The sequence below is a fragment of the Lentzea terrae genome, from assembly GCF_003265345.1.
In the GTDB taxonomy this organism is placed as follows: Bacteria; Actinomycetota; Actinomycetes; order Mycobacteriales; family Pseudonocardiaceae; genus Lentzea; species Lentzea terrae.
In genome coordinates this window covers 337,191-361,048 of the sequence record NZ_QFWW01000007.1, presented here as the reverse complement: position 1 = coordinate 361,048, position 23,858 = coordinate 337,191, and the positions used below count along the sequence as shown (strand labels likewise).

The 23,858-nt window shown below is 67.8% G+C and carries 21 protein-coding genes; 11 read left to right on the top strand and 10 right to left on the bottom strand.

Features of this window, described 5'->3' with window-relative positions; all coding sequences use genetic code 11:
- The first annotated feature begins 48 nt into the window (after positions 1-48).
- Complete coding sequence (locus tag DI276_RS13690; protein WP_198680618.1) at positions 49-678, top strand: TNT domain-containing protein; 630 nt, start codon at positions 49-51, stop codon at positions 676-678.
- Here DI276_RS13690 and DI276_RS13685 read toward each other — a convergent pair.
- The 4 genes from DI276_RS13685 to DI276_RS13670 all read right to left on the bottom strand — a co-directional run bounded on the left by DI276_RS13685 (position 671) and on the right by DI276_RS13670 (position 4,305).
- Positions 671-862: a ferredoxin gene (locus DI276_RS13685; RefSeq protein WP_112263824.1), complete on the bottom strand. Its 192-nt coding sequence runs from the start codon at positions 860-862 to the stop codon at positions 671-673. The two genes, DI276_RS13690 and DI276_RS13685, sit on opposite strands and share 8 nt — an antisense overlap.
- A 2-nt stretch (positions 863-864) precedes the next feature.
- On the bottom strand, positions 865-2,070 hold the full coding sequence (locus DI276_RS13680) for a cytochrome P450 (RefSeq protein WP_112263672.1): 1,206 nt from the start codon (positions 2,068-2,070) through the stop codon (positions 865-867).
- A gap of 31 nt (positions 2,071-2,101) precedes the next feature.
- Positions 2,102-3,661, bottom strand: coding sequence for an ABC-F family ATP-binding cassette domain-containing protein (locus tag DI276_RS13675; RefSeq protein WP_112263671.1), 1,560 nt, complete (start codon positions 3,659-3,661; stop codon positions 2,102-2,104).
- Positions 3,662-3,768: 107 nt separating this feature from the next.
- The gene (locus DI276_RS13670; RefSeq protein WP_232836632.1) at positions 3,769-4,305 is read right to left on the bottom strand and encodes a TetR/AcrR family transcriptional regulator; all 537 of its coding nucleotides are present in this window, start codon (positions 4,303-4,305) and stop codon (positions 3,769-3,771) included.
- A gap of 73 nt (positions 4,306-4,378) precedes the next feature.
- Here DI276_RS13670 and DI276_RS13665 point away from each other — a divergent pair, with 73 nt between their 5' ends.
- From DI276_RS13665 to DI276_RS13635, 7 genes are all read left to right on the top strand, one after another.
- Positions 4,379-5,425 carry an FAD-dependent monooxygenase gene (locus tag DI276_RS13665; RefSeq protein WP_112263669.1) on the top strand — a complete coding sequence of 349 codons (1,047 nt, stop codon included), beginning with the start codon at positions 4,379-4,381 and terminating at the stop codon, positions 5,423-5,425.
- Positions 5,422-6,081 (top strand): hypothetical protein, encoded by a 660-nt coding sequence (locus DI276_RS13660; RefSeq protein ID WP_157984695.1) that lies wholly within the window; start codon positions 5,422-5,424, stop codon positions 6,079-6,081. Before DI276_RS13665 ends, DI276_RS13660 begins: the two co-directional genes overlap by 4 nt.
- A 182-nt stretch (positions 6,082-6,263) precedes the next feature.
- On the top strand, positions 6,264-7,439 hold the full coding sequence (locus DI276_RS13655) for a nitric oxide synthase oxygenase (RefSeq protein ID WP_198680617.1): 1,176 nt from the start codon (positions 6,264-6,266) through the stop codon (positions 7,437-7,439).
- Between the two features lie 19 nt (positions 7,440-7,458).
- Positions 7,459-8,529: an APC family permease gene (locus DI276_RS13650; protein ID WP_408610538.1), complete on the top strand. Its 1,071-nt coding sequence runs from the start codon at positions 7,459-7,461 to the stop codon at positions 8,527-8,529.
- A 39-nt stretch (positions 8,530-8,568) separates the two neighbouring features.
- Positions 8,569-9,666 (top strand): NAD(P) transhydrogenase subunit alpha, encoded by a 1,098-nt coding sequence (locus DI276_RS13645; protein ID WP_112263666.1) that lies wholly within the window; start codon positions 8,569-8,571, stop codon positions 9,664-9,666.
- Positions 9,663-9,929 (top strand): NAD(P) transhydrogenase subunit alpha, encoded by a 267-nt coding sequence (locus tag DI276_RS13640; protein ID WP_198680616.1) that lies wholly within the window; start codon positions 9,663-9,665, stop codon positions 9,927-9,929. Before DI276_RS13645 ends, DI276_RS13640 begins: the two co-directional genes overlap by 4 nt.
- Positions 9,926-11,284: an NAD(P)(+) transhydrogenase (Re/Si-specific) subunit beta gene (locus DI276_RS13635; RefSeq protein ID WP_112263664.1), complete on the top strand. Its 1,359-nt coding sequence runs from the start codon at positions 9,926-9,928 to the stop codon at positions 11,282-11,284. Before DI276_RS13640 ends, DI276_RS13635 begins: the two co-directional genes overlap by 4 nt.
- On the opposite strand, the gene DI276_RS13630 is transcribed toward DI276_RS13635, so the two are convergent.
- The 3 genes from DI276_RS13630 to DI276_RS13620 all read right to left on the bottom strand — a co-directional run bounded on the left by DI276_RS13630 (position 11,250) and on the right by DI276_RS13620 (position 15,134).
- The gene (locus tag DI276_RS13630) at positions 11,250-12,989 is read right to left on the bottom strand and encodes a diguanylate cyclase domain-containing protein (protein ID WP_232836631.1); all 1,740 of its coding nucleotides are present in this window, start codon (positions 12,987-12,989) and stop codon (positions 11,250-11,252) included. The genes DI276_RS13635 and DI276_RS13630 overlap by 35 nt on opposite strands.
- A 288-nt stretch (positions 12,990-13,277) precedes the next feature.
- Positions 13,278-14,081 (bottom strand): SAM-dependent methyltransferase, encoded by an 804-nt coding sequence (locus DI276_RS13625; protein WP_112263662.1) that lies wholly within the window; start codon positions 14,079-14,081, stop codon positions 13,278-13,280.
- Positions 14,082-14,099: 18 nt separating this feature from the next.
- Positions 14,100-15,134: an MFS transporter gene (locus DI276_RS13620; protein ID WP_112263661.1), complete on the bottom strand. Its 1,035-nt coding sequence runs from the start codon at positions 15,132-15,134 to the stop codon at positions 14,100-14,102.
- Between the two features lie 57 nt (positions 15,135-15,191).
- On the opposite strand from DI276_RS13620, the gene DI276_RS13615 reads away from it, so the two are divergent.
- From DI276_RS13615 to crcB, 3 genes are read left to right on the top strand one after another with little or no spacing between them, the layout of a single operon-like run.
- Positions 15,192-15,635, top strand: a complete 444-nt coding sequence (locus DI276_RS13615; RefSeq protein ID WP_112263660.1) for a MarR family winged helix-turn-helix transcriptional regulator — start codon at positions 15,192-15,194, stop codon at positions 15,633-15,635.
- A complete protein-coding gene (locus DI276_RS13610; protein ID WP_112263659.1) occupies positions 15,616-15,990 on the top strand; it encodes a fluoride efflux transporter FluC in 375 nt (124 codons plus the stop codon). The genes DI276_RS13615 and DI276_RS13610 overlap by 20 nt, the downstream gene beginning before the upstream one ends.
- Entirely contained in the window at positions 15,987-16,325 is a 339-nt protein-coding gene (crcB, locus tag DI276_RS13605; RefSeq protein WP_112263658.1) for a fluoride efflux transporter CrcB, read from the top strand. Before DI276_RS13610 ends, crcB begins: the two co-directional genes overlap by 4 nt.
- Here crcB and DI276_RS13600 read toward each other — a convergent pair.
- From DI276_RS13600 to DI276_RS13590, 3 genes are read right to left on the bottom strand one after another with little or no spacing between them, the layout of a single operon-like run.
- On the bottom strand, positions 16,300-18,870 hold the full coding sequence (locus tag DI276_RS13600; RefSeq protein WP_112263657.1) for an NACHT domain-containing protein: 2,571 nt from the start codon (positions 18,868-18,870) through the stop codon (positions 16,300-16,302). The genes crcB and DI276_RS13600 overlap by 26 nt on opposite strands.
- A 9-nt stretch (positions 18,871-18,879) precedes the next feature.
- Positions 18,880-21,483, bottom strand: coding sequence for an NACHT domain-containing protein (locus DI276_RS13595; RefSeq protein ID WP_112263656.1), 2,604 nt, complete (start codon positions 21,481-21,483; stop codon positions 18,880-18,882).
- Positions 21,484-21,500: 17 nt separating this feature from the next.
- On the bottom strand, positions 21,501-23,768 hold the full coding sequence (locus DI276_RS13590) for a HelD family protein (RefSeq protein WP_332874641.1): 2,268 nt from the start codon (positions 23,766-23,768) through the stop codon (positions 21,501-21,503).
- Positions 23,769-23,858: the final 90 nt, after the last annotated feature.

Genomic DNA, 23,858 nt, shown 5'->3' with positions numbered 1-23,858 from the left:
CGGATGAGGGTAGTGCGGAAACCGGTGCCACGCGCCAGGATGCAAAGCATGTTCGCAGGCAAACGAATCCTGGCGGCCCTCGCGACCGCGACACTCGTCCTGTTCGGCATCAATGCCGGAACGGCCCAGGCCACCGCGGAAGCGTGCTCGGGCGCCTATCAAGGTGACAGCCGGCTCGGGCCCGAGACGTTGCCCAAGCCGTGGCAGAAGCCCGTCGGCCCGCTCGTGGCCGGGTACAAGCGGTTCGGGCAGCTCGACAAGGACGCGTTCCTCGCCAAGTACTGGAACGGCACGGGCTGGAACTACCCGCCGCAGGACGGGTTCTGGCTCAAGCCCGACGGCGAGCCGATCAAGTACCAGACCACGCTGCAGGCCAACACCAAGCTCGACCGGTTCGGCAGCGAGTTCGGCGGCTTCCTGGCGCGCAAGGGGGCGCGCTACGCGTCGCGCGCGATTCCGCCGCAGAGCCTCTACACGTTCGACCCCGCGTACCGGTGCAACTACCACGCCTACCAGGTCACGAAGGCGTTCGCGGTGTGGGAGGGGCCGATCGCGCCGTGGTTCGAGCAGCCCGGCGGTGGGTTGCAGCAGAAGCTGGACAGGGCGTTGGTGCCAGGCGACGGGGCACTGAATGTCGCCTGGCTGCTCTCCAACGGCTACCTCGTGCGGATCAACTGACCGTGATCGCGCTCGCCGGGCACAGGCTCGCCGCTTCCTTCGCGGTGGCCTCGTGCTCGGCGTCGGGGTGCTCCACGAGAAGCACCACCGTGCCGTCTTCTTCGCTCTGGTCGAAGAGGTCCGGGTCCGTCAGCACGCACATGCCCGAACCGCAGCACTTCGACTGGTCGACGGAAATCTTCATGTTCACCACGCTACTGGCAACGAGTGGACTCCGTAGATCCCCATGTCGGTGCGCAGCGGCACCTCCTCCGGCTCCACGTCCAGCCTGAGGTCGGGGAACTCCTGGAACAGCTTGGCGAACCCGATCCGCATCTCGATGCGGGCGAGCTGCTGGCCCAGGCACTGGTGGATGCCGTGCCCGAACGCGACGTGCCCCGACGCGGGCCGGCGCAGGTCGAGCTCGTCCGGGTTGCCGGTGAACTTCTCCGGGTCCCGGTTGGCCGCCGGCACGTGGATCAGCACGGTGTCGCCGGCCTTGATGAGGTGCCCGTCGATCTCCACGTCCTCGACCGCGGTGCGGACCGGTCCGAAGTGGATGATCGACAGGTAGCGCATGAGCTCCTCGACGGCGTTGTCGATGACCTCGGGCTCGTCCTTGAGGATCTTCAGCTGGTCCGGGTGCTGCAGGAGCGTGAACGTGCCGATGCCCAGCATGTTCGCCGTCGTCTCGTGCCCGGCGAGCAGCAGGAGCAGCGCCATGTTCGACGCTTCCTCGTCGGTCGGTTCGCCGGTGGCGAGCAGGTCGCTGATCATGTCGTCGCCGCCGGGGTTCGCCTTCTTGCGGGCGACCAGCTCGCGCATGAAGTCCTGGATGCGCGCCATCGCGTCCATGGCCTCCTTGAACGTGCTGTCCAGGCTCAGCATCTTCGCCGTGTCCTCCTGGAACCTGTGCCGCTCGTCGTAGTCGACGCCGAGCAGCGCGCAGATCACCAGGGACGGCACCGGCAGTGCGAACTCCTTGACGAGGTCCGCGCGGTTGCCGAGCGACCGCATGTGCGCGAGCTGGTCGTCCACGATCGTGGCGATCCACTCGGACAGCTGGTTCATCCGCCGGACCGTGAACTGGCCCTGCAGCATCTTGCGCAGCCGCGTGTGGTCCGGCGGGTCCTGGCTGAGGAACATGCCCGGCTCGGCCTTGCGCTTGTCCTCGGGCACGTCGCCCTGGAACCGCCGGTCGAGCAGGTGGTGCTTCTCCGGATTGTTGCTGAACTTGGGGCTCCCCAGGATCTCCCGCACCTGGTGGTGACCGGTGACGAGCCAGCCGAGGTGACCGTCGGCGAACTTCAGCCTGCTGATGCGGGCCTGCTCGCGGATCTCGGTGACCTCGGTGGGCGGGTCGAACGGGTTCGGCCGTTCGGTCGGCAGCTCAGCGGAGATCAGTTCGGTCATCTCGCACACCTCCCAGTGCTCGGTAGAGGACCTATTTCGAAGCTACAGAAGTTTCATGACTCCGTGAAGGTGAATCGAGGGTCACAACCCGCCAGGCACCGAAATCTGTCCGCATCTGCCGGTCGTGGGTCGCGACGGCCACCGCGGCTTTCGTGTGCTGGAGCGCCTCGGTCAGCTCGTCGACCAGCGCGATCGACAGGTGGTTGGTCGGTTCGTCGAGCAGCAGCACGTGCGGTCCGCTGCTCAGCAGGATCGCCAGGTCGAGTCGCCTGCGCTGTCCAGTGGACAGGCGGGAGACCGGCCGCGCGAGGTCTTTTCCTCCGAGCAGACCGAGTTCCTCCACCCGCGAACAGAGCTGGGCCGGGGTGGCGTCCTCGTTCTCGAACGCGGACTCCTGGGCCAGCAGTGCGACTCGGCCGACGTGGTGGACCGTGCCGGTGGCAGGCGTGACGCGACCCGCGAGGACGTTCAGCAACGTCGACTTCCCGGCCCCGTTCGGACCGGTGATCAGCAGCTTCTCGCCCGCGCTCAACGAGATCGGCTCGGTGAGGTTCAGCCTTTCGGGTACTTCCAGTGGGGTCGCGTGCAGCAGGTCACCGGCTGCGGTCAGGTCCGGCGGAGCGAAGCGCAACGGTGGCGGGGGAGCGTCGACCCGTTGGTCGTCCAGCTCCTCCAGCCGGCGTGCGACGTTGCGCATCTTGTTCGCCGCCCGCGTGCTGCGCTTGTGCTTGAACGCGCCCTTCGGCGGGCGCCAGGCGTCCTGCAGCCGGGACTGCGCGCGTTCGACCTTCTCGGCCAGTTCGTCGTGTTCGGCTTCCTCCTGGGCGAACCGCTGTTCCCAGCGTTGCCGTTCGGCGCGCTTCGCCTCCTTGAACGCCCGATAGCCGCCGCCGTGCAGGTGCACCTCGCCGTCCGGGGTCGGGTCGAGGTCGAGCAGCTGCGTGCAGACCTCGTCCAGCAACGTGCGGTCGTGGCTCACCAGCACCACGACGCCGTGGTGTTGCCGCAGGCGTTCGGTGAGGAAGTCGAGCGCACGCGCGTCCAGGTGGTTGGTCGGTTCGTCGAGCAGCAGGACGTCCGCGCGTTCGGCGAGCAGGCACGCGAGCCTGACCCGATAGCGTTGCCCCACACTGAGATGCTCGAGTTCGGTGGCACGGTCGTGGTCCGCGTCCAGTGCCTTCAACGCGATGTCGGCGCGGCGTTCGGCGTCCCACGCCTCGATGTCCTCGGCGTGGGCCAGCGCTTTCTCGTAACGCGCCTCGTCGAACGGCTCCGCCGCACTGTCCAGTTCGGACAGTGCGACCCGGCTTTCGCGCAGCGCTTCGGACAACAGGTCCCCCACCGTTTCGCCGTCGTGGAACGGCATTTCCTGTCGTACCAAGCTCAACGAACCGTGCCGGGTGACAGTTCCCTGATCTGGCGCCAGGTCGTCGGCGAGCAGCCGGAGGAGGGTGGTCTTGCCGCGGCCGTTCTCGCCGATGATACCGAGTCGTTGGCCTGCGGAGACTTTCAGCGAGATGCCGTCGACGACGGGCCCGGCCTCATAGCCCTTGGTGAGGTCTTGGGTCGTCAAATGGACATGCGAGCGCATGCGGATCCTCTTTTGGGTACGCGAAAACAGGACGTGTTGCGTGGTGGCACACGTCCTGAATCAGAGGTAGAAGACTCCGTACCCGAATCCCATGAGACCCACGGTATCTACGGTCGCAACGCCTTTTCGACCGCGGCGCGCAGGTCGGCCAGGCTTTCCTCGGTGCCCGGCGTCGGGCCCTTCGTGCTGCCGCCGCCGACCAGCCGGTAGAAGAGCAGGCCCTCGATGAACGCGGTGAAGTGCGCGCCCGCCCGTTCCGGATCCGCGTGGCCCAGGGCTTCGGCGAGCGCGGTCGCCTGCTCGCGCGGTGAGTGGACCATGATCGTCCTGAGCTCGGGGTGGTGCGTGGCCTCCAGCATCGCCGCGTACCTGGCGAGCGTGCGGTTCCGTTCGACGAGCCACCCGTCGATCGTCTTCGCGATGCCGCCCGCGAGGTCGGCGGGGTCGAGCACGATCTCGCGTTGCTCCTGCTCGGCGAGCCTCGCCACGAACCCCTCGACCAACGCCTTGCGCGTGCGGAAGTACGCGCTGGTCGAGCCCTCCGGCAGGCCGGCCCGGCGATCGACCGCGCGGTGGGTGAGGCCGCGCATGCCCTGTTCGGCGACGAGGTCGATCGCGGCATCGGTGATCAGGTCCTTGCGCACTGTGCTCCTAGTCTCTCTACAGCTGTAGTCTACAGGTGTAGAGTCTTCTACAGATGTAGAAGGGGAGGCGGGCATGAAGGCGATCGTGGTGGGCGGCGGCATCGGCGGGCTGGCGACAGCGGTGTCGTTGCGGCGGGTGGGCTGGGAAGTCCAGGTGCTGGAGCGGGCCGCGGAGTTCGGCGAGGTCGGGGCCGGGATCGGCGTGATGCCGAACGCGCTGCGGGCGCTGGAGTGGATGGGCGTCGCGGACGAGGCTCGGCGGCTGGGCACCTCGCGCGTGTCGGGCGGCATCAAAGCGTCCGAAGGGCGCTGGCTGGCCCACTTGCCAGAGGTCGGCCAGGAGAAGATCATCGCGATGCACCGGGCCGATCTGCACGGGGTGCTGCTGCGCGCGTTGCCGCCGGAGATCCTTTTCAACAACGTCGAGGTGCGGAGCGTTCAGGAGCTGGACGCAGACCTCGTGGTGGCGGCGGACGGCATCAACAGCCGCCTGCGCGCGGAACTGCTGCCCGACGCGCCGGGACCGGTGTACGCCGGGGCCACGGCGTGGCGAGGGGTGGCGCCGGGCCCGTTCGATCTCCCGATCTCGCAGACACTCGGTCCCGGCGGCGAGGCGGGGATCCTGCCGCTCGCGGACGGCCGGGTCTGCTGGTACGTCTCGACGGTGGCGCCCGCGCACGCCGACCTGGATCCGGCGGAGCTGTTCGCCGGCTGGCACGAGCCGATCCCGACGCTGATGGCGACGACGCCGGACATCCTCCGGCACGACATCTACGAGCTGCCGCTGCTGCCGACGTTCGTGTCGGGACGGGTGGTGCTGCTCGGCGACGCGGCGCACGCGATGGTGCCGTACATGGGGCAGGGGGCGTGCATGGCGCTGGAGGACGCCGTGACGCTGGCCGCGGTCGACGGTGACCCGGCCCGGTACGACGCGGCGCGCAGGCCTCGCGCGCAGGCGGTCTGGAAGGCCTCACGGATGGCGGGGAAGTTCGGGATCGAGGTGCGGTCGCCGCTTGCGCTGGCAGTGCGGAACTTCGCGTTGCGAGCAATGCCGGGCCAGGTCGCCGTGCGCGGAATGACCCGTTTCTCCGCGTGGCAGGTGCCCGCGATGCCACGATGACGTTCGTGGACCTCGTGTTCTTCCGCCGCGTGAGCACGGCGACGATGGTGCTGGTGATGACGGCGTTCCTGGTGTCGGCCGTGGTCGGTGCGGTCCGGAACGAACACCCGAGCGGGCTGACGTTGGCGCTGGCCGGCATCGCCATCGTGCTAGGGCTGGTGTTCGCGGGGATGCGCTCGTTGCGGTTCGCGGCGGTGGCGCGGGACATCAACACGCGTGGTCCGTTGCCGGTGTTCCTGTTCGTCCTGTTCGCCGGATTCATCGGCGGAATCGGCTTGCAGCAAACAGTTCTGGCACTGCAGCCCACTGTTTCGGTCATTGCCGAGGTCTCGTACTGCGGGACCAGCGGGCGCACGGTCAAGTGCTCCGGCGAGTACACAGTGGACGGTGTCGAGCACGACGGTGACATGCCCGTGCGTTCGGTGCCGTCCGATCGCAAGGTCGAGATCAAGGTGCTCGCCGCGGACCACGACGTCGTGGTTTCCAAGTCCTGGTTCGACATCGCGTTCTTCCGCGGCGGTGGGATCGCTCTCATCGGGCTCGCGATCGGGTACGGCGTGCGGTGGATTCGCTTGGCACGAACGGCAACCGTCGAACTTCTCGGGCGCGTCGGTTCACAAGTTCACTCGAACGGGTCGAATCCAGTGGTGAACTAGATCACCGGTCAATGTTTGGTATCGGGCAGATAACAGTCGAAAACCACTCTTTGTCCCGCTCTTTGTCACCCGGTTGCGGTATCAAGCACTCGCTGAGCGTGTCGGACGCGGTCCAGTGATCCAGATGGCGTAACGCGTCAGGCGGTTTCCGGTACACGAAAGCGCAACTACGGTGCCTCGCCATGACCCCCGTCCCGACTGATGTGATGCCCCGTTCCCTCACGGCGCTTCCCCCGGCGCAGGTCGAGAGCACCACCCCCGAGTTCGACATCGCCGAGGCAGAGGACTTCATCCGCCAGCACCACGCCGAGCACCCCGACCTGGGTCCGGTGGAGGACAGGCTGGCCGAGGTGCACGCGGAGATCGCCGCGACCGGCACCTACCGCCACACGACCGCCGAACTGACCTTCGGCGCCCGCGTGGCCTGGCGCAACAGCTCCCGCTGCATCGGGCGCCTGTACTGGCGGAGCTTGAAAGTGCGCGACCTGCGGGAAGTCTCCTCTCCCGCCGACGTGGCCGCCGAATGCGTCGAACACCTCCGCGTTGCCACGAACAAGGGCAAGATCCGCCCCGTCATCACGATCTTCGCCCCGGCCGAGCCCGGCCTGCCCGCCCCGTCGATCCTGAACGAGCAGATCGTCCGCTACGCCGCCTACCGCGGCTCCGACGGCGGAGTGCTCGGCGACGCCCGCAACCTGGCGCTGACCGAGCTCGCGTTGAAGCGCGGCTGGCAGCCACCGGCGGCGCGCGGCCCGTTCGACGTGCTGCCGCTGATGGTGTCCTGCAAGGGCCACGACCCCGCACTCGTCGAGATCCCCGCCGACGCGGTGCTGGAAGTTCCGCTCTCCCACCCGGAACTGCCGTGGCTCGAGGCGCTCGGCGTGAAGTGGCACGCCGTCCCCGCCATCAGCAACATGCGCCTGCGCGTCGGCGGGATCGACTACCCGTCGGCGCCGTTCAACGGCTGGTACATGGGCACCGAGATCGGCGCCCGCAACCTCGCCGACCACGATCGGTACGACCTGCTGCCGTACATCGCCAAACGAATGGGCCTGGACATGTCGTCGGAGGCGACGTTGTGGCGCGACAGGGCTTTGATCGAGCTCAACCGCGCCGTCCTGCACTCGTTCGGCGAGGCCGGGGTCACGATCACCGATCACCACACCGAGTCGAAGCGGTTCCTGACACACCTGGAGAAGGAGGAGGCGGCTGGACGTTCGTGCCCCGCGGACTGGTCGTGGATCGTGCCACCCGTGTCGGGCGGGCTCACCCCGGTCTACCACCGGTACTACGACTCGGGTGAACTGCTGCCGAACTTCTTCCCGGCCGGCAAGACCGGTTGTCCGGTAGTGCACTGAGCCGAGGCAGACTGACCGGGTGCAACTGACCCGGAGCCTGTCCCTGACCGACGCCGTCTTCGTCGGACTCGGCTCGATGATCGGCGCAGGTGTCTTCGCGGTGTTCGCCCCGGCTGCGGCGGCAGCCGGGTCCGCACTGCTCGTCAGCCTCGTCATCGCGGGTGTGATCGCCTGCTGCAACGCGTTGTCGAGCGCCTGGCTGGCCGCGAAGTACCCGCAGTCCGGCGGCACGTACGTCTACGGGCGCGAACGCCTCGGCCGCATCTGGGGCGACCTGGCCGGCTGGGCGTTCGTGCTGGGCAAGACGGCGTCGTGCGCGGCCATGGCGCTGACGGTCGGCACCTACGTCGGTGCACCCAAACCGGTCGCGGTCGCCGCGGTCGTCGCGTTGACCGTGCTGAACCTGACCGGGGTCCAGAAGTCCGCGCTGGCCACCCGGATCATCGTGATCGCTGTGTTGCTCGTGCTGGCCCTGACGACCGTGACGGCGCAGGACGCGGCGGAGCCGGCTGACTTCCTCCCGTCCGGCATTCTTCCCGCCGCCGCGCTCCTGTTCTTCGCGTTCGCGGGCTACGCGCGCATCGCCACGCTCGGAGAGGAGGTCAAAGAACCGCAGCGAACGATCCCGCGCGCCGTGGTCATCTCGTTGGCGATCACGTTGGTCGTCTACGCGATCGTGGCACTTACCGCCTTGAACGCTCTGGGCAGCGACCTCGCGACGAAGACCCTCGCCGACGTGTCGCCGACGTGGGCTCCCGTCATCCGGGTCGGCGCCTGCCTGGCCGCGCTCGGTTCGTTGCTCTCCCTGCAGTTGGGCGTGAGCCGGACCGCGCTGGCCATGGCACGCGACCGCCGGTTGCCTGGGTTCATGGCCGACCTGCGCTGGGCGGAGATCGTCACCGGGCTGGCGGCGATCGCGTTGGTGCTCGCCGTCGACGTCACGCGCGCGATCGTGTTCAGCTCGTTCTGCGTGCTGCTCTACTACGCGATCGCCAACGCCAGCGCGTGGACGCTCGGTAAGCGGTTCGTGCCCGCGCTTGGGCTGGTGGGGTGCCTGACGCTCGCCGGTGCGGTGTTGTGGCAATTGTGATGTGGCCCAGGTCACCTTTGATCGCGTAACGTGCGTACGGTGAAAGTGGGAACACCCGCAGAGTCGCGGCCCGCCGAGCGCCGCGTCGCCTGCGTACCCGAGACGGTGTCGTCGCTGGTCGACGCCGGACTGACCGTGCACGTCCAGGAAGGCGCCGGCCGCCACGCCCACGCCCCCGACGCCGCCTACCGCGCGGCCGGGGCGACCGTGACGCCCGACGACCCGACGGCCGAGTCCGACGTCGTCGTGTCCGTGCAGCCGCTGACCATCGAACAGGCCGGGTTGCTCAAACCCGGCGCGATCACGATCAGCTTCCTGCAGCCGGGCAGTGAGCGGGAGTTGCTCGAGGTCTACCGCGACCGCCGGGTGACGTCGTTCAGCTTCGACCTGCTGCCACGGGTGACGCGTGCCCAGAGCGCGGACGCCCTGTCCTCGCAGGCGCTGGTGGCGGGCTACCGGGCCGTCCTCGTCGCCGCCGAACGCCTGCCGCGCTTCCTGCCGATGTTCACCACGGCCGCCGGCACCGTGCCGCCGGCCAAGGTCCTGGTGCTGGGCGCGGGCGTCGCGGGCCTGCAGGCGATCGCGACCGCGCGGCGTCTGGGCGCGGTCGTCGAGGCCTACGACGTGCGCAAGGCCGCGGGCGAGGAGGTGCGCAGCCTCGGGGCGAAGTTCCTCGAACTGGACCTGGAGACGCAGTCCGGTGTGTACGCGTCCGTGCAGTCCGAGGAGTTCCTGGAACGCCAACGAGAACTCATCGGCGAGCACGTCGCGGCGTCCGACGTCGTGATCACCACGGCCGCGATCCCCGGCCGCAAGGCCCCCGTGCTCGTGACGACCGACATGCTCAAGGCGATGGCGCCGGGCAGCGTATTGGTGGACCTGGCCGCGGAGTCCGGCGGCAACTACGCCGGATCCGTTGCGGGCGAAGAAACCTGGGTCGGCGAAGTGCTCGTTTACGGCGCGCAGAACCTGCCGTCGACGATGCCCGTGCACGCGAGCCGGCTGTACTCGCGCAACGTGCTGAACCTGCTCAAGCTGATGATCGTGGACGGGGTCGTCCAGCCGAACCTCGACGACGAGGTGCTCGACGGCTGCTGCCTCACCCACGACGGTCAGATCCGCAAGGAGTTGCCGTGATCGACCTGCTGACGATCTTCGTGCTGGCCGTGTTCGTGGGCTTCGAGGTGGTCTCGAAGGTGTCCACGATCTTGCACACGCCGCTGATGTCCGGTGCGAACGCCATTCACGGCGTCATCCTCGTCGGCGCGATCCTGATCACCGGGTCCGCCGAGAGCACCCTGGAGCTCGTGCTCGGGCTGCTCGCGGTCTTCCTGGCCACGGTCAACGTCGTGGGCGGCTTCGTGGTGACCGACCGGATGCTGGAGATGTTCAAGAAATGATCGTCCAGCTGATGTACCTCGTCGCGGCGCTGTGCTTCATCCTGGCGCTGAAAGGCTTGAGCTCGCCCAAATACGCGCGCTACGGCAACTTCATCGGCGCGTTCGGCATGCTGGTCGCCGTCGTCACCGCGTACCTGCACGGCGTCGTCCACAACGGACTGTGGATCCTGGTCGCCGTTGCACTCGGCATCATCGTTGGCATTCCGGCCGCGCGGTCGGTGAAGATGACCGCCATCCCGCAGATGGTGGCGCTGTTCAACGGTGTCGGTGGCGCCGCGGCGGCACTGGTGGCGTTGGCCGAGTTCTTCGCGGTGCGCGACCCAGGCTTCCTGTTCCTGCTCGCGACCGTGCTGACGGTGCTGATCGGCTCGGTCAGCTTCTCCGGTTCGGTGGTCACGTTCCTGAAGCTGCAGGAGCTCATGACCACGCGGCCGGTGCTGCTGCCGGCCGGGCAACAGCTCGCGATCGCGGCCGGTGTCTCGTCGGTCGCCTTGTGCGCCTTGACGATCGCGACGCCGAACGGCTTCCTGCTGTGGCTGCTGGCCGTGGTCGGGCTCGCTCTGGGTGTGCTGTTCGTGCTGCCGGTCGGCGGTGCGGACGTGCCGATCGCGATCTCGTTGCTGAACGCGTTCACCGGCCTCGCCGTTGCCGCGTCCGGGTACGTGCTGGCGAACACGCTGCTGATCGTCGCGGGCACGCTCGTCGGCGCGTCCGGCACCATCCTGACCCGGTTGATGGCGCAGGCGATGGGGCGCTCGCTCGCGAACATCCTGTTCGGCGCCTTCCGGGCCACGACTGTTGCAGCGCAAGGGGAAGAGCAGCGGACGGTCAAGTCGGGCACGGTCGAGGACATCGCGATCCTGTTGGGGTACGCCAACAACGTGGTCGTGGTGCCCGGCTACGGACTCGCGGTCGCGCAGGCTCAGCACGCGGTGCGCGAGCTCGTGACGCAGTTGGAGAAGCGCGGTGTTTCCGTGGCGTACGGGATCCACCCCGTCGCCGGTCGCATGCCGGGGCACATGAACGTGTTGCTGGCGGAGGCCGACGTGCCGTACGAGCAGCTCAAGGAGCTCGACGACGTCAACCCCGGCATCACGTCGGTCGACGTCGCCGTGGTCGTCGGGGCGAACGACGTGGTGAACCCCGGTGCGCGCGACGAGCCGTCCAGCCCGATCTACGGCATGCCGATCTTCGACGTCGACCGCGCGAAGTCCGTGGTGTTCATGAAGCGGTCGATGCGGCCGGGCTTCGCGGGCGTGGACAACGAGCTGCTCTACAACCCGAAGACGACGTTGTTGTTCGGTGACGCCAAGGACTCGCTCACGAAACTGCTGGCGGCGGTGAAGCAGCTGTAGTCAGGAGCTCTGTCACCTCGTCCGCGGACAGGGCCGGCAGCAGCCCGATCACGGCGTCCGCGCCGACGGACCGCCAGTGCTCGGCCTCTTCGAGGGTGTGCACCTCGTCGACGCCGAACCGCACGCCGAAGCTGTGCACCGTGGCGATGAGGTCGCGCATCGCCTGGCGCAGAGGGGAGTCCGGGGTCGGCGCGACGGCGCGGGTGATCACCGCGCGGACCGTCACCTCGGTCAGCACGGCCAGTTCGTCGTGGCCGCCGTGGAACCCGTCCAGCGCCGTCACGATGCCGCTGTCGTGCAGCACCACGGCGTTGTCGTCGCCGGCCAGCACGGACGCGATGTCGAGTGCGATCCGCAACCGCTCCGGCGGCAGACCCGTCTCGTCGAGCGCCCGCTTGACGTCGGCGACCAGGTCCTCGTCGCGAGACTGCAAGGCGCCCAACGCGATGTGCAGCGTGGGCGCCCGGTCGCCGAACTCCTCCACCCATCTCGCGGCTTGAGCGCACGCCTCGCGCAGCAGCCACCTCCCGATCGGCAGCGACAGGCCCGTCGAGTCGGCCAGCGCCATCGTGTCGTTGTGGCTCAGGTCGTCCCAGTGCAGCCGGGCGACGGCGCCGAGCACCTCGCGCGTTTCGAGGTCGTGCACCGGCGCGTAGACGATCTCCAGCTCGCCGTGCTCCCACGCACCCGGCATCGACGCGGCCAGCGCGTACTTGCCGCGGCGGCGGGCGTCGTCGTGCGGGTCGTGCAGCGCCCACTGCCGCTTGCCGCGCGCCTTCGCTTGGCGCAGCGCGGCATTGGCGCACCGCATCAGCTCGTTGGCGGTGGCGAACGCCGGAGGCCGGTCCACCACACCGATGCTGGCCGACAGCGCGATGCCGTGATCGTCCACAAAGGTCGGTTCGGCGAGTGCGTCCTGGATCTCCTCGATCGTCGTGGTGACGTTGTCGGAGATCGTCATCATCGCGAACTCGTCGCCGCCGATGCGGGCCAGCGCGGCCTTCTTCTCACCGGCGAGCTTGCCGAGCCGGGATCCGACGATCTTGAGCAGCTTGTCGCCGGTCTCGTGGCCCAGGCCGTTGTTGACGACCGAGAAAGCGTCCAAACCCAGGTGGTACAAGGTGATCTGGTCGCTCGCGTGCCGTCGCTCGACCTGCGTGACGAAGTGCTGGCGGTTCGACAGGCCGGTGAGCGAGTCGTGCAGCAGCTGGTGGTCGAGGCTGCGCTGCAGCAGGTGCAGCTCGCTGATGTCCTCGACCATCGTGACGTGGTGCGTCGGCTCACCGTCCGCGTCGCGCAGCAACGACACCGCGAGGTAGACCCACACCGGCTCGCCGTCCTCGCGGATCAGCTTGCGCTGGTCGCGGAACCGGTCGACGTGCCCGTCGCGCACCTGCCGGTACTTGGCGCCGAGCGCGGCTGCGTCCTCCGGGTGGAAGAAGTCGATCAGCTCGCGTTCGGTGAAGTCCGCACCCGACTCCAGTCCGACGATCTCGGCGAGCGTGTCGTTGGCCTCGACGCACCTGCCGTCGAAGTCGGTGATCGCGATGCCCAGCGCGGAGGAGGCGAACACCTCCTGGAACCGCGCCTGGCTGACCTTCAACGTGCGTTCGACCCGTTGCTTGGCCCGCACGATCGCGACCTTGATCTGCTCCTGCTGGTCGAACGCGTCCATCCGCATGGACTGCGCGTAGGCAGAGCTCAACCTCGCGAGCAGAGGCAGTTCGAAAGTGGGCGAAAGAACTTCGATCGTGGCACGAAGCGAGTCAGGACCGGTTGCGTGCAGTGACACCAATCGATTGGCTACCGATTCAGGTGACTCCGGGAGCTCCACCAGCGAGTCGAGCAGAGCTTGCTCGATTTCGGCGTGGGACAGCGGGATGTACGCGGTCGACGTCAGCGCGTGCATCCAGCGGGCGGCGAGCTCCGGAAGGTTCATTCTGTGTGCAGAGCGTACGGAATCACCGCCCCCTGGCCAACAAGAGCGAGGGCGCTAGACCTTCCGGCCCACCGCCGCGTAGATGCCCGCCTTGTCGGGATCGTCCGTGTTCGTGCCCTCCGGCCGCCACAGGGGCAGCGGCACGATGCCGGGCTCGAGCACGTCGAACCCGTCGAAGAGCCCCTCGATCTCGGACTTCGTGCGCGGGAACATCGGGTTCTGGCTCTTCTTCATGACCTCGACGACCCCGGCCATCTCCTTCGGCTGCAGGTCCTGGGTGAACTGCGAGAAGGCCAGGTAGCTGCCGGCGGGCACGGCGTCGCGGTAGGCCGCGACGATCGCCTTCGGGTCGGCCTCCGGCGGCACGAAGTGGAAGACGCCGACGGTCAGCACGCCGACGGGCTGCGCGAAGTCGAGGAGACCGCTTTCATCGGCGGCCTTCAGGACGTCCCTGGGCTTGGTCATGTCCTCCTGGATGATCTCCGCCCGCGGGTCGTTCTCCAGGATGAGCTGGCTGTGCGCGACCGCGACCTCCTCGAAGTCCACGTACACGACGTGGGCCTCCGGGTCGGCCTTCTGCGCGATCTCGTGCACGTTGCCGACCGTCGGGATGCCTGAACCGAGGTCGAGGAACTGGCGGATGCCGTTGTCCATCATGAACAGCACGGCCCTGCGCAGAAACGCCCTGTTCAGCCGTGCGATCGTGCGCGCGTTCGGCTGGGCCTGCAGGAACTTCTCCGCGAGCGTCCGGTCGGCCGCGAAGTTGTGCCCGCCCCCGAGCAGGTAGTCGTAGAGGCGAGCAGCGCTCGGCTTTCCCGTGTCGACGCCTTCCGGAACCCAGCTCACCTGTTCAGACATGACACCAGGCTACTGCTGTCACGGAAGGGTGTGAATCAACGCGGTGGCGACCGCGACGCCCAGCGCCGTCCCGAGTCCTCGTGCGACGTTGACCAGTCCGCTGCCGACTCCCGCCGACGCCTCCGGCAACGCACTCATCACGCGTTTCGTGCAGGCCGGTGCGATGATGCCGAGCCCGACGCCCGCCAGCACGAGCTGAAGCACTTGTGGCACAGGCATGATCAGCGCGGTGGCCGTGATCAGTGCTCCGATCTTGATGCCCGGTTTGTGCAGCATCGTCGCCGCAACGGCGAATCCGAGCGGCAGTGCGGCCGTCGTGAGTCCTATGTGCGCCAACGGTTGCTTCATGGTGAACGGAAGCAACGTCATCGGCGCGAACAACGCGGCGTAGGTCAGCAGCACCCCGGCAAGCCCTGGCAGGACCCGCCAGGTCGGCTTTGCCTTCTCCGGCTTGGTCTTCGTGCGGGGGAGCAGGTAGTGACCCGCGATCATGGCGACCACGCCGATGGGCACGTTGATCGCGAACACCGCCTGCCAGCCGTGGTGCTCGGTCAGGTACCCGCCGAGGAGCGGCCCCGCCGCCAGTCCGGTCGCCTGCGCGGCGGCCTGGATCCCGAGCGCCTTCCTCCTGCTTTCGGGCGCCACCGCGGTGATCACCAGCGCGACGCTGTTGGCCTGCAACATCGCCGCGCCGGTCGCCTGCGCCACGCGAGCCGCGATGAGCGCGTCGAAGCTCGGCGCGTACACGCACGCGATGGACGCCCCGGTGAAGACCGCGAAGCCGTAGATATAGACGATCTTGCGACCCAGCCGGTCCGCGATCCTGCCCATTGGGACGAGCAGCGCCACGAGCGTGATCAGGTAACTGAGCGAGATCCACTCAGGATCGCTCTGGAAATGCTGACTCATAGCGGGGAACGCCAGCGTGACGATCGAGGCGTCCAACTGCCCCATGAACGCCCCGAAGCACACCGTCGCGATGACCAACCACGGCGCATACGACCGGCGCGCGATCCACGCCGGCCTGGGTGACTCCGTGACGAACCAGTTCATCGTACCCAGATTATATCTGACACAGAGCTATTGCTTTGCGTTCAGTAGTATTTCTGCATGTCAGACGAAGCCCGCACGCTCACCGACGTCGTCACTCGCCTGCGCCGGGCGCTGCGGACGAGCATCCGGGCGGACTGGCCCTGGGAATCCCTGCCGATGGCGCAGGTAGAACTGCTGCAAACCCTCGCGGAGCGCCCGCCGATGAAGGTCGGCGATCTCGCCGCCGCTCTCCGCCTGGCCCCCAACACCGTCTCCGGCCTGGTGTCCCAGCTGATCGACTCAGGCCTCGTCGTACGCGGCGCAGACCCCAAGGACAGGCGGGTAGCGCGGCTATCCGTCTCACCACGTGGACACGAACAGCTGCTCGTGTGGCAGCGCGAACACGAGAAGAGAATCGGGTCCGCCCTGTCGAAGCTGGAGCCCTCCGAGCGCGAGGACGTCGTGCGCGCGTTGAAGGCTCTCGACCACCTGGTTGAGCACCTTGCCGAACCCACTGCCTGACCCGGTCGACCCGGACGTCGACCTCCACGTCCCGGCCCAGCGCACCGAGCTGCACCTGCCGTTCGTGGCGTTGGTGTCGTTGGGCGGCGGGCTCGGCGGCGTGGCGCGCTACGGGCTGTCGTTGCTGGTGCCTGGGCCGTTGGGTTTGTTCGTCATCAACGTGCTCGGGTCGTTCCTGATCGGCGTGCTGATGGGGCTGGTGCCTCGGCCGTTGGTGCGCGCGTTCTTCGGAGTTGGACTGTTGGGCGGGTTCACGACCTTCTCGTCGTACGCCGCCGGTGGGTCGGTGTTCCTGTTGCTGACGCCCATTTTTGCTGTGCTGGCGGCGTTTCTCGGGTTGCGGGTGACGCGATGACCGTGTTGTTGGTGTTCCTCGGCGCTGCGCTTGGGGCCCCGTGTCGGTACCTGCTCGACCGGTTCGTGCAGTCGCGGCACTCGTCGGACTTCCCCTGGGGGACTTTGACGGTCAACCTCGTCGGGTGCTTCCTCATCGGGTTTGTCGTTGGCACGTCTTGGATGCCGCTGCTTGGCGTCGGGTTTTGCGGTGGGCTCACGACGTACTCGACCTTCAGCTACGAGACGGTGAAGCTGCTGGAGGCGGAGAAGTACCGCCCGGCACTGCTCAACGTCGTGGTCAGTGTTGTGCTCGGGGTAGGTGCGGCCGCTATTGGCCTGACAGTGTCACGCTGACCTCGCCGCGCTTCCAGCGTTCCAGGAACTCACCAACCGGTGCCGGAACGGAGTCGTGGTCCGGCCAGGGCTCGAACACAGCCCGGTCGTGATCGTCGTACTCCAGCAGGGGCAGGGCCAGCAACATCCGCAGACTGTCGTTGCCCGGAGTGCTGCGCGCGTAGATGGAGATGTGCCTGACTTGGAGGTAGTCATCGATCCAAGGTGTCGGTAGCGAGGTCATCGTGATTGCGATGGCATCGGTCGCGGCCGACGGGGGCAACTGCTCGTGCGACTCCAGCAGCACGTCCGCGATGCTGTTCCTGCTTCTGTCGTGGAACCAGCATCTCGTGTAGAGGACGTGCGCCCCGAAGCGCCGGATGAGGTCGTGGAGGATCTTCGGTTCGGCAAGTGAGAGCCGGCCCGCCCAGGAGACCGTGGTCTGCAGTTCGATCAGACGCGTGCGGTACCGGAAGCACAGGTCCCGCTGGATTTCCGGCCACCGGTCGTCATAGAAGACCTCGGGGTCCACCATGCACTCGAGTACCAGCGCGGCGCCGGGCTCACCGCGCTCGATCAGCTCGCTGAGGCGGCTGGGCACGGTCTGTTCGATGATCGACAGGTTCGCCGCGGAAGCCCCGTGCATGCAGGCAACCAGGGACACGTCGGCATCAATGGAGTCGCCCTGGTTCTCGAGGCGGAGGTCCAGCGGTACCAACACGGACTCGTCCACGGCCGCGGTGGCGATCGCCCGGACCGTGCGATGGCTGGGGTGCACGTGGTGGAGGGACCGTGCGGCGAAACCCAGGCCTCCCTGCGCGAGGGCTTCGTTCAGCAGTTCGTCGACGCCACCCTCGACGTTGCGGTCGTAGAGCTGGAGCACGATCTGTGCGACGACGTCCCACTGGTCGATGTTCGGCCGCAACGCCGACCACAACTCTGCGGCCGTGCGGTGGGTGCGGACCAGGTACTCGGCCGCGAAATACTCGAGGAACGTGCGGTGTGTGAACCCGAACTGCGGCTCGGACTCAGTCGCGCCCACGTCGGTGAGGATCCACGCCCGTCCGGTGCAGAACGCCAGGAACTCCTCGGCCATCGCCACGGACTCGTCGTGGTCGTCGAGCTTGGTGTCCAAGTAGCGGGCGAGGATGTTGACGATCCTGGTGCGCGGTAGGGGATTCCCGGACTTGGCGGCGTTGAACATCTGCCAGGCGAGGCGTTGCACCGCACCCCGCAGCCGGCCGTGAAACCTGAGGGACAACGCGATGCCACGCTTGGAGTCCCACTGCTCGAACAGCATCAGCGCACACCGCTCGTACACCTGAGCGAGGTTCTGCGGCAAGTAACGATCGCTGGAGTACATGGCGCACAACAACGTCAGCAGCAACGGGTTGCTGCGCAGTTCCGGGATCTGCACGCTGTCCCACAAGAAGGAGCGGGTGAGGTGAGCGGACTCCGCCGGAGAAGTCGCCTCGTCCAGTTCGAACCACCGGGTCACGTACTTGGTGACCTGGTTGTTGCTGAACTCCGCGATGTGGCTCGGGATGAACAGGTCGGTGCTCAGCGGCGCGTCCTCGTAGCCGATCTTCCGCGCCGTGACCAGGATCGGCACCAGCGGGTACAGGTGCGCGAATCCCTCCACCAACGCCACGACCCGGCGCCGCAACTCCGTCTGCACCAACTCGTCCAGCCCGTCGAGGATGACGACGGCCCGTCCGGTGCGCAGCAGGTACTCGACGCCGTCGCGCGGCGGCTTCACGTTGTACGGCGCCTGGCACAGCTTTTCCAGATAGTGCAGGAGATCGCGACCACCCTCGTCGAACGACGTGGTGAACTCCCGCAGCACCAACAGGAACGGCACTCGGCCCGAGTCCTCGGTCGCGATGTCGTGGGCGAACTTCGCGGCCAGCGTGGACTTGCCGGCACCGGGATCGCCCTGCACCAGAACGCGTTCGCCAGGAGCGCCGAGCTTGATGACGAAGGGCGAGGCCAGCGTGGGCTCCACGTAGAGCTGGTCGTACCGGACCGACCGGCTGACCCCGACGTGCGGCAGCCGGATCCTGTTGTGCAGCGCCACGACCTGGTCGCGCATGCGGGCGGCGAAGGCGTGGATGCGAGTGGCGGACTTGAGCCGCTTGAGCATCGCGCTGTTGCTCGCGGCCGCGGTGTAGAGGTCGCTGCGGTCGATCTTGGCACTGGCCCCGCCGAACTGCGGCGCCGCCTCCTGTCCGGCGGCGACCATGACGTCGTGCACCACCTCGGCTGTGCGCGTCAGCAGGTCGTCCGACAGCCCGGCCAGGCGAAGTCCTTGGTAGAGCTGGTCCTTCACCACCTTGCCCCCGACGCTGCCGACGCGGTGCTGGGCGACGACGGTGGCGAAGTCCGGCGAGTCCAGATACGCCTCCAGCGCCTCCGTGTCGGCACGGCGGAAGTCTCGCAGGAGCGCTTCGGTGGCCGCAGTCGAGGCCGAGGCCCGTCGGATCTCCACCTCGTCGGTCAGCTGGGGCGCGAGCCGGCCGCTCACCTCGGCGACGACCCGGATGACCGCCGACTCGATGCTGGGCAACGAGATCTCCTATTCGAAGACGTTGAAGTCCCTGGTGGTCCAGGCGTGCAGCAGGTCGGCCACAGCTTCGGACATGTCGTCGGGCGGGGTCCAGAGGAAGCCGCCCTCATCGGGTCCCAGCGCACGGCTCTCGGCCAGCTCGTCGAGGTGCGGCTCCAGGTCGAACGGTGTGGTGAAGCCGAAGTCCACGTGCGCTTCGAGGTGCGGCAGGCACAACAGGAACTCGAGCTCGGAACCGAGCTGACCGCACGGGTACAGCGGCGTGTCGACGCCCATCTCGACGTCGGCTGCCCACGACTCGTAGCGAATCCACGGTCGTCTTGAGTGTGCGATCTGGGTGGCCAGCCGATGCGCCACAGCGCGGTCGACGGGCGTGTCCCTGTCCATGCGCAGCAGTGTCGAAGCCGGCGAAAGGATCGCCAGACCGAAGTACACCTGGTACTCGAACAGCACTGTTGGGCCGAGCTTCGCCACGAGTGCGCACAGGTCGACCAGGTCGTCCAGGTGGCTGAGCCACGGCCGTCCGGATGAGTTGCCGTTCTGTCGCCAGTAGAGGTCGTGCATTGACGACGACAGTGCTGTGCCGGGTGGCAACGCGTTGGCCAGCATCCCGCGTACGAGGCCGCCGATGCCCGCGTTCTGCTCTTCGTAGAGCCGACTGACATCCTCGATCAGCACCCGTTCGACGACAGCGGCGTTCGCCGGAAGGCTCCCCACCAGGCAACACCACAGGGGATGGTCCTGCTCGACCCTCGCAACGTCCTGGAAGTAGGAAATCCGCACCTGCAGTGGGACGTCCGCCGCCCGTCGAAGCGAAGCGATGGCGATTCCGCGGACGATGTCCGGCCGGGGCACCACGTAGTGGAGCGCCTGGGCCGCGAAGAGGAGTTCGCCGTCGCGAATGGCCAGCGAAAGCACCTCGTCTACCCCGTCGTCCACGTTCCGGTCGTGCAGCTGCAAAGCAACCCGTGCGACGACATCCCAGGCGCCCTCGTTCACGTGTGGGCGCAGGACAGTCCACAACGCAGAAGAGGTGGTGTGCTTGCGCACCAGGTGTTCGGCGGCGAAGTACTCCATGAAGGTGCGGTGCGTGAAGCCGAACATCGGCTCGCTGGCGGACGCGCCCACGTCGGTGAGGATCCACGCGCGGCCGGTGCAGAACTCGGTGAAGCGTTCGGCGGCGCCCTCGGCCTCGTCGGGGTCGAAGGACTTGGTCACCAGATAGTTGGCCAGCAGCCGCACGATTCGACTGCGCGGTAAGGCACTGCCGGGTTCGGGGCCGTCGAAGAGGTACCACGCCAGGTGTTGGACGGCGGCGCGCAGACGGCCTTGGAACTGCACGGGGAGGGCTATGCCGCGCATCGAGTCCCAGCGGTCGAAGAGCATCACGGCGCAACGTTCGTAGACCTGGGCGAGGTTGCGCGGGAGGTAGTGCTCGCTGGAGTACATGGCGCACAACAAGGCGAGCAGCAACGGGTTGCGGCGGAGCTCCTCGATCTCGGAGCTCTCGTTCAGGAACGCCAGGGCGAGCTGGGAACGCTGATGCACAGGAGTCGCGGCGTCCAGGGCGAACCAGCGGGTGGCGTAGTCGGCGACCTGGCCCGAGTCGAAGTCGTCGACGGTGCCCGAAGCGAAGAGTGACGAGCTGAGGGGCGCTTCGCCGTAACCGACTTTGCGAGCCGTCACCACGATCGGGGTCAGCGGGTACTGGTGCGCGAAGCCTTCGACGAGCCGCACGACCCGGCGACGCAGTTCGGGTTGCACCAGCTCGTCCAGGCCGTCCAGAACCACGACGGCGCGGCCGTTGCGCAGCAGGTATTCCACGGCGTCGCGCGGGGGAGTGAGGTTGTACGGGTCGCTGCAGATGTCCTCGAAATACCGAAGCAGCTCGCGGCCACCGGACCGGAAGGAGGCGGTGAAGTCGCGCAGCACCAACAGGAACGGGACTCGGTCCGACGTGTCCGAAGCGATGTCCCACGTGAGTTTTCCCGCCAGCGTGGACTTTCCGGCGCCCGGATCGCCGAGCAGCACGGTGCGGCGGCCGGGGGAGGTGAGGGAGGAGATGGCCAAAGAGGGCGACAGGGTCGGCCGCACGTACAGCTCGTCGTACGGCACGGAGCGGCTGACCCCGATGTGGGGTAATCGCATCTCGCCGTGCATCGCGGCGATCCGCATGCGCAACTGGGAGGCGTAGGCGTGGAAGTCCGCCAACGACGGCGCGCGCCGCAGCACGAGGGTGTTGTTCTTGACGGCACTAGCCAGGTGCGCGACCCCGACCGCGGTCGGGGTGTCGAGGTCGCCTGACCGCAACGGTTCCGCCGACGTCAGAGCCGAAAGAACCGTGCGAGGGTCGGCGGCGGCACCGGACAGGCGCAGGCCCTGGACGATCTGTTCGCGCAGGTCGGCGGAGAGACCGGCGTCCAGCGAACCCCGCATCGCGCGCCACAGCACGACCTGGCGGGCCACCTCGGCGAAGTCAGGGGACTCCAGGTAGGCGAGCAGCACCGGGTCGACGTCCGGTGGTGGGGGAGGGACCAGCTGGGAGAGCCTGGGGGCGAGCTGGTTGCTGACGGACACGACGATTCGGCCGACCGCCGCGTCCACGCTCGCCACCCAGAGCCTCCGATCGTTTACGAAACGTCCTTCAGCCGGGATAGCACATCGGGCAGCGTTCCGGTGTGCACGACGCCGAGTCGTTGCGTGGCACGGGTCAGCGCGACGTAGAGATCAGACGCGCCGCGTGGCGACTCCTCCAGGATTCCCACCGGGTCGACCACGACGACCGAGTCGAACTCCAGGCCCTTCGCGTCGGTCACGCCGAGCACCACGACCTGCGCCTCCTCCAGGTCGTTGCCCATCGACGAGCCGGGCACCGCGGCGACGATCGACGAACCCACTGACTGCAGCAGCGCACCCGGCACGATCACGGCGATCTTGCCGTCACCCACGGCGGTGACCTCGCCGGCGATCAGGTCAGCAAGCCCGGAGGAGAACGACGGCACGCGGGAAACCCAAGGCGGCACACCGGTTTCGCGCACGGACGTCGGCGGCACCAAAGCGGAGTCCATCGACCCGAGGACGTCCGCGGCCACCTCCATGATCTCGGCCGGGGTGCGGTAGTTGACGGTCAGCTCCGTCAGCCTCCACCGGTTCTGCACGTACGGCGACAGCACGGTGTCCCACGAGGTGGCGCCGCCGATGTCGCCGGTCTGGGCGATGTCGCCGACGACCGTCATGGACTTGCTGGGGCAACGGCGCATCAGCGTGCGCCACGCCATCGCGGACAGCTCCTGGGCCTCGTCCACGATGATGTGGCCGAACGTCCAGGTGCGGTCGGCGGCAGCGCGTTCCGCCGCGGTCTCGTAGCGGTCCACGCCGTGGCGCTCGGCCAGGCGGTAGGCGTCCATCAGGTCCGTGGCCATCAGGATCTCGGGGTCGGCGTCGTCCTCCAGGTCGAGGATGTCGAGCACGCCCTGGGCGTACTCGATGGCCTGGCGGCGCTGGCGTTCGGCGCGTGCCTTGGCCTCCGTGTCGTCCTCGCCGAGCAGTTCCGCCGCCTCGTCCAGCAGCGGGACGTCGGCCGGAGTCCAGTCGTCCGACGTGCGCTGCAACAGGTCGCGTTCCTCGCGCGTGAACTTCGACATCGCGCGGTTGCGGCGCTTCGGGTTCGCGTACAGCTCGGACAGCAGCGTGAACGGGGTCAGCACCGGCCACAGCGACGAGATGGCGGCCTGGACCTCGTCGGACTCGCGGAGCTCGCGGCGGATGTCGTCCATGTCCGCCTTGTCGAGCAGGTGACCGCCGAGCCGGCCGGCCACCATGCCCGCCAGCGTCGAGATGATCTCGCGGGCGAACGTGCGGCGGGCCTCGTTGTGCGGGCGGCGGGTCCGGCGCGCCCTGCCCCGCGCGTCGGAGATCGCGCGGCGGTCGAGGCGCAGCACGTCGTTGTCGAAGCGGACGTCGACGAACGCCGGCGCCTCCTGGCGGTCGCGCACGGCCGCGGCGATCACGTCGGCCATCTGGATGCGGCCCTTCACGGCCGCCGCTTCAGCCGACTCACGGCCGGTCGCGGTCAGGCCGGGATACAGCTCGCCGACTGTGGACAGCAGGACGCCGGTCTCACCCAGAGACGGCAGCACCTGACTGATATATCGCAGGAACGTGGTGTTCGGGCCGACCACGAGAACACCGCGTTTTGCCAGCTGTCGACGGTGTGTATACAACAGGTACGCAGCGCGGTGCAGGGCCACCGCCGTCTTGCCGGTGCCGGGACCGCCCTGCACGACGACGACGCCGTTCAGCTCGGACCGGATGATGATGTCCTGCTCGGCCTGGATCGTCGCGACGATGTCGCTCATCTGGCCGGTGCGCGACTCGTTCAACGCCGCCAGCAGCGTCGCCTCGCCGGTCAGGCCCTCGTTGCGGGACGGCTCGACCGAGTTGATGTCGAGCACCTCGTCGTCGAGGCCGATGACCTTGCGCGAGCGGGTGCGCAGGTGCCGGCGCCGGCGCACGCCGTCCGGTGAGGCGGCGGTCGCGAGGTAGAACGGCCTGGCGGCGGGCGCCCGCCAGTCCATCAGCAGCGGCTCGTATTCCTTGTCCTCGTCGAAGAGACCGATTCGTCCGATGTAGAAGCGGTCGCCGTTGTGGAAATCGAGCCGGCCGAACGCGAGTCCGTTCTCGACCGCGCTGTACTGAGCCAATTGATCTGTGTACATCGCGACGGACGTGTCGCGCTCGGACCGCATCTGGTGGGTGCCACCAGTTTGTCGCAACGATTGTGCAAGTCGTTTCGACGTCTGTTCACGGAGGTCGTCGAGCCGGCCGTACAACATGGCCACGTATTCCTGCTCCGGCTCCATTTCGGCGAGCCGGAGGTCATCGGAGGGGCTTGACAACTTGCCTCATTTCTCGATACAATCCGACATCGGGTTTTATCCCGAGTCGGATCTCCCTGCCCGCACCCCGTTCGTGTGAGCGCAGACTGT

Bases quoted from the DNA above. Each gene is read 5' to 3' on its own strand.
- crcB (WP_112263658.1), top strand. From the start codon at position 15,987: ATGACCGTGTTGTTGGTGTTCCTCGGCGCTGCGCTTGGGGCCCCGTGT.
- DI276_RS13665 (WP_112263669.1), top strand. From the start codon at position 4,379: ATGAAGGCGATCGTGGTGGGCGGCGGCATCGGCGGGCTGGCGACAGCG.
- DI276_RS13685 (WP_112263824.1), bottom strand. From the start codon at position 862: ATGAAGATTTCCGTCGACCAGTCGAAGTGCTGCGGTTCGGGCATGTGC.
- DI276_RS13655 (WP_198680617.1), top strand. From the start codon at position 6,264: ATGACCCCCGTCCCGACTGATGTGATGCCCCGTTCCCTCACGGCGCTT.
- DI276_RS13680 (WP_112263672.1), bottom strand. From the start codon at position 2,070: ATGACCGAACTGATCTCCGCTGAGCTGCCGACCGAACGGCCGAACCCG.
- DI276_RS13635 (WP_112263664.1), top strand. From the start codon at position 9,926: ATGATCGTCCAGCTGATGTACCTCGTCGCGGCGCTGTGCTTCATCCTG.
- DI276_RS13625 (WP_112263662.1), bottom strand. From the start codon at position 14,081: ATGTCTGAACAGGTGAGCTGGGTTCCGGAAGGCGTCGACACGGGAAAG.
- DI276_RS13675 (WP_112263671.1), bottom strand. From the start codon at position 3,661: ATGCGCTCGCATGTCCATTTGACGACCCAAGACCTCACCAAGGGCTAT.
- DI276_RS13690 (WP_198680618.1), top strand. From the start codon at position 49: ATGTTCGCAGGCAAACGAATCCTGGCGGCCCTCGCGACCGCGACACTC.
- DI276_RS13620 (WP_112263661.1), bottom strand. From the start codon at position 15,134: ATGAACTGGTTCGTCACGGAGTCACCCAGGCCGGCGTGGATCGCGCGC.
- DI276_RS13615 (WP_112263660.1), top strand. From the start codon at position 15,192: ATGTCAGACGAAGCCCGCACGCTCACCGACGTCGTCACTCGCCTGCGC.
- DI276_RS13660 (WP_157984695.1), top strand. From the start codon at position 5,422: ATGACGTTCGTGGACCTCGTGTTCTTCCGCCGCGTGAGCACGGCGACG.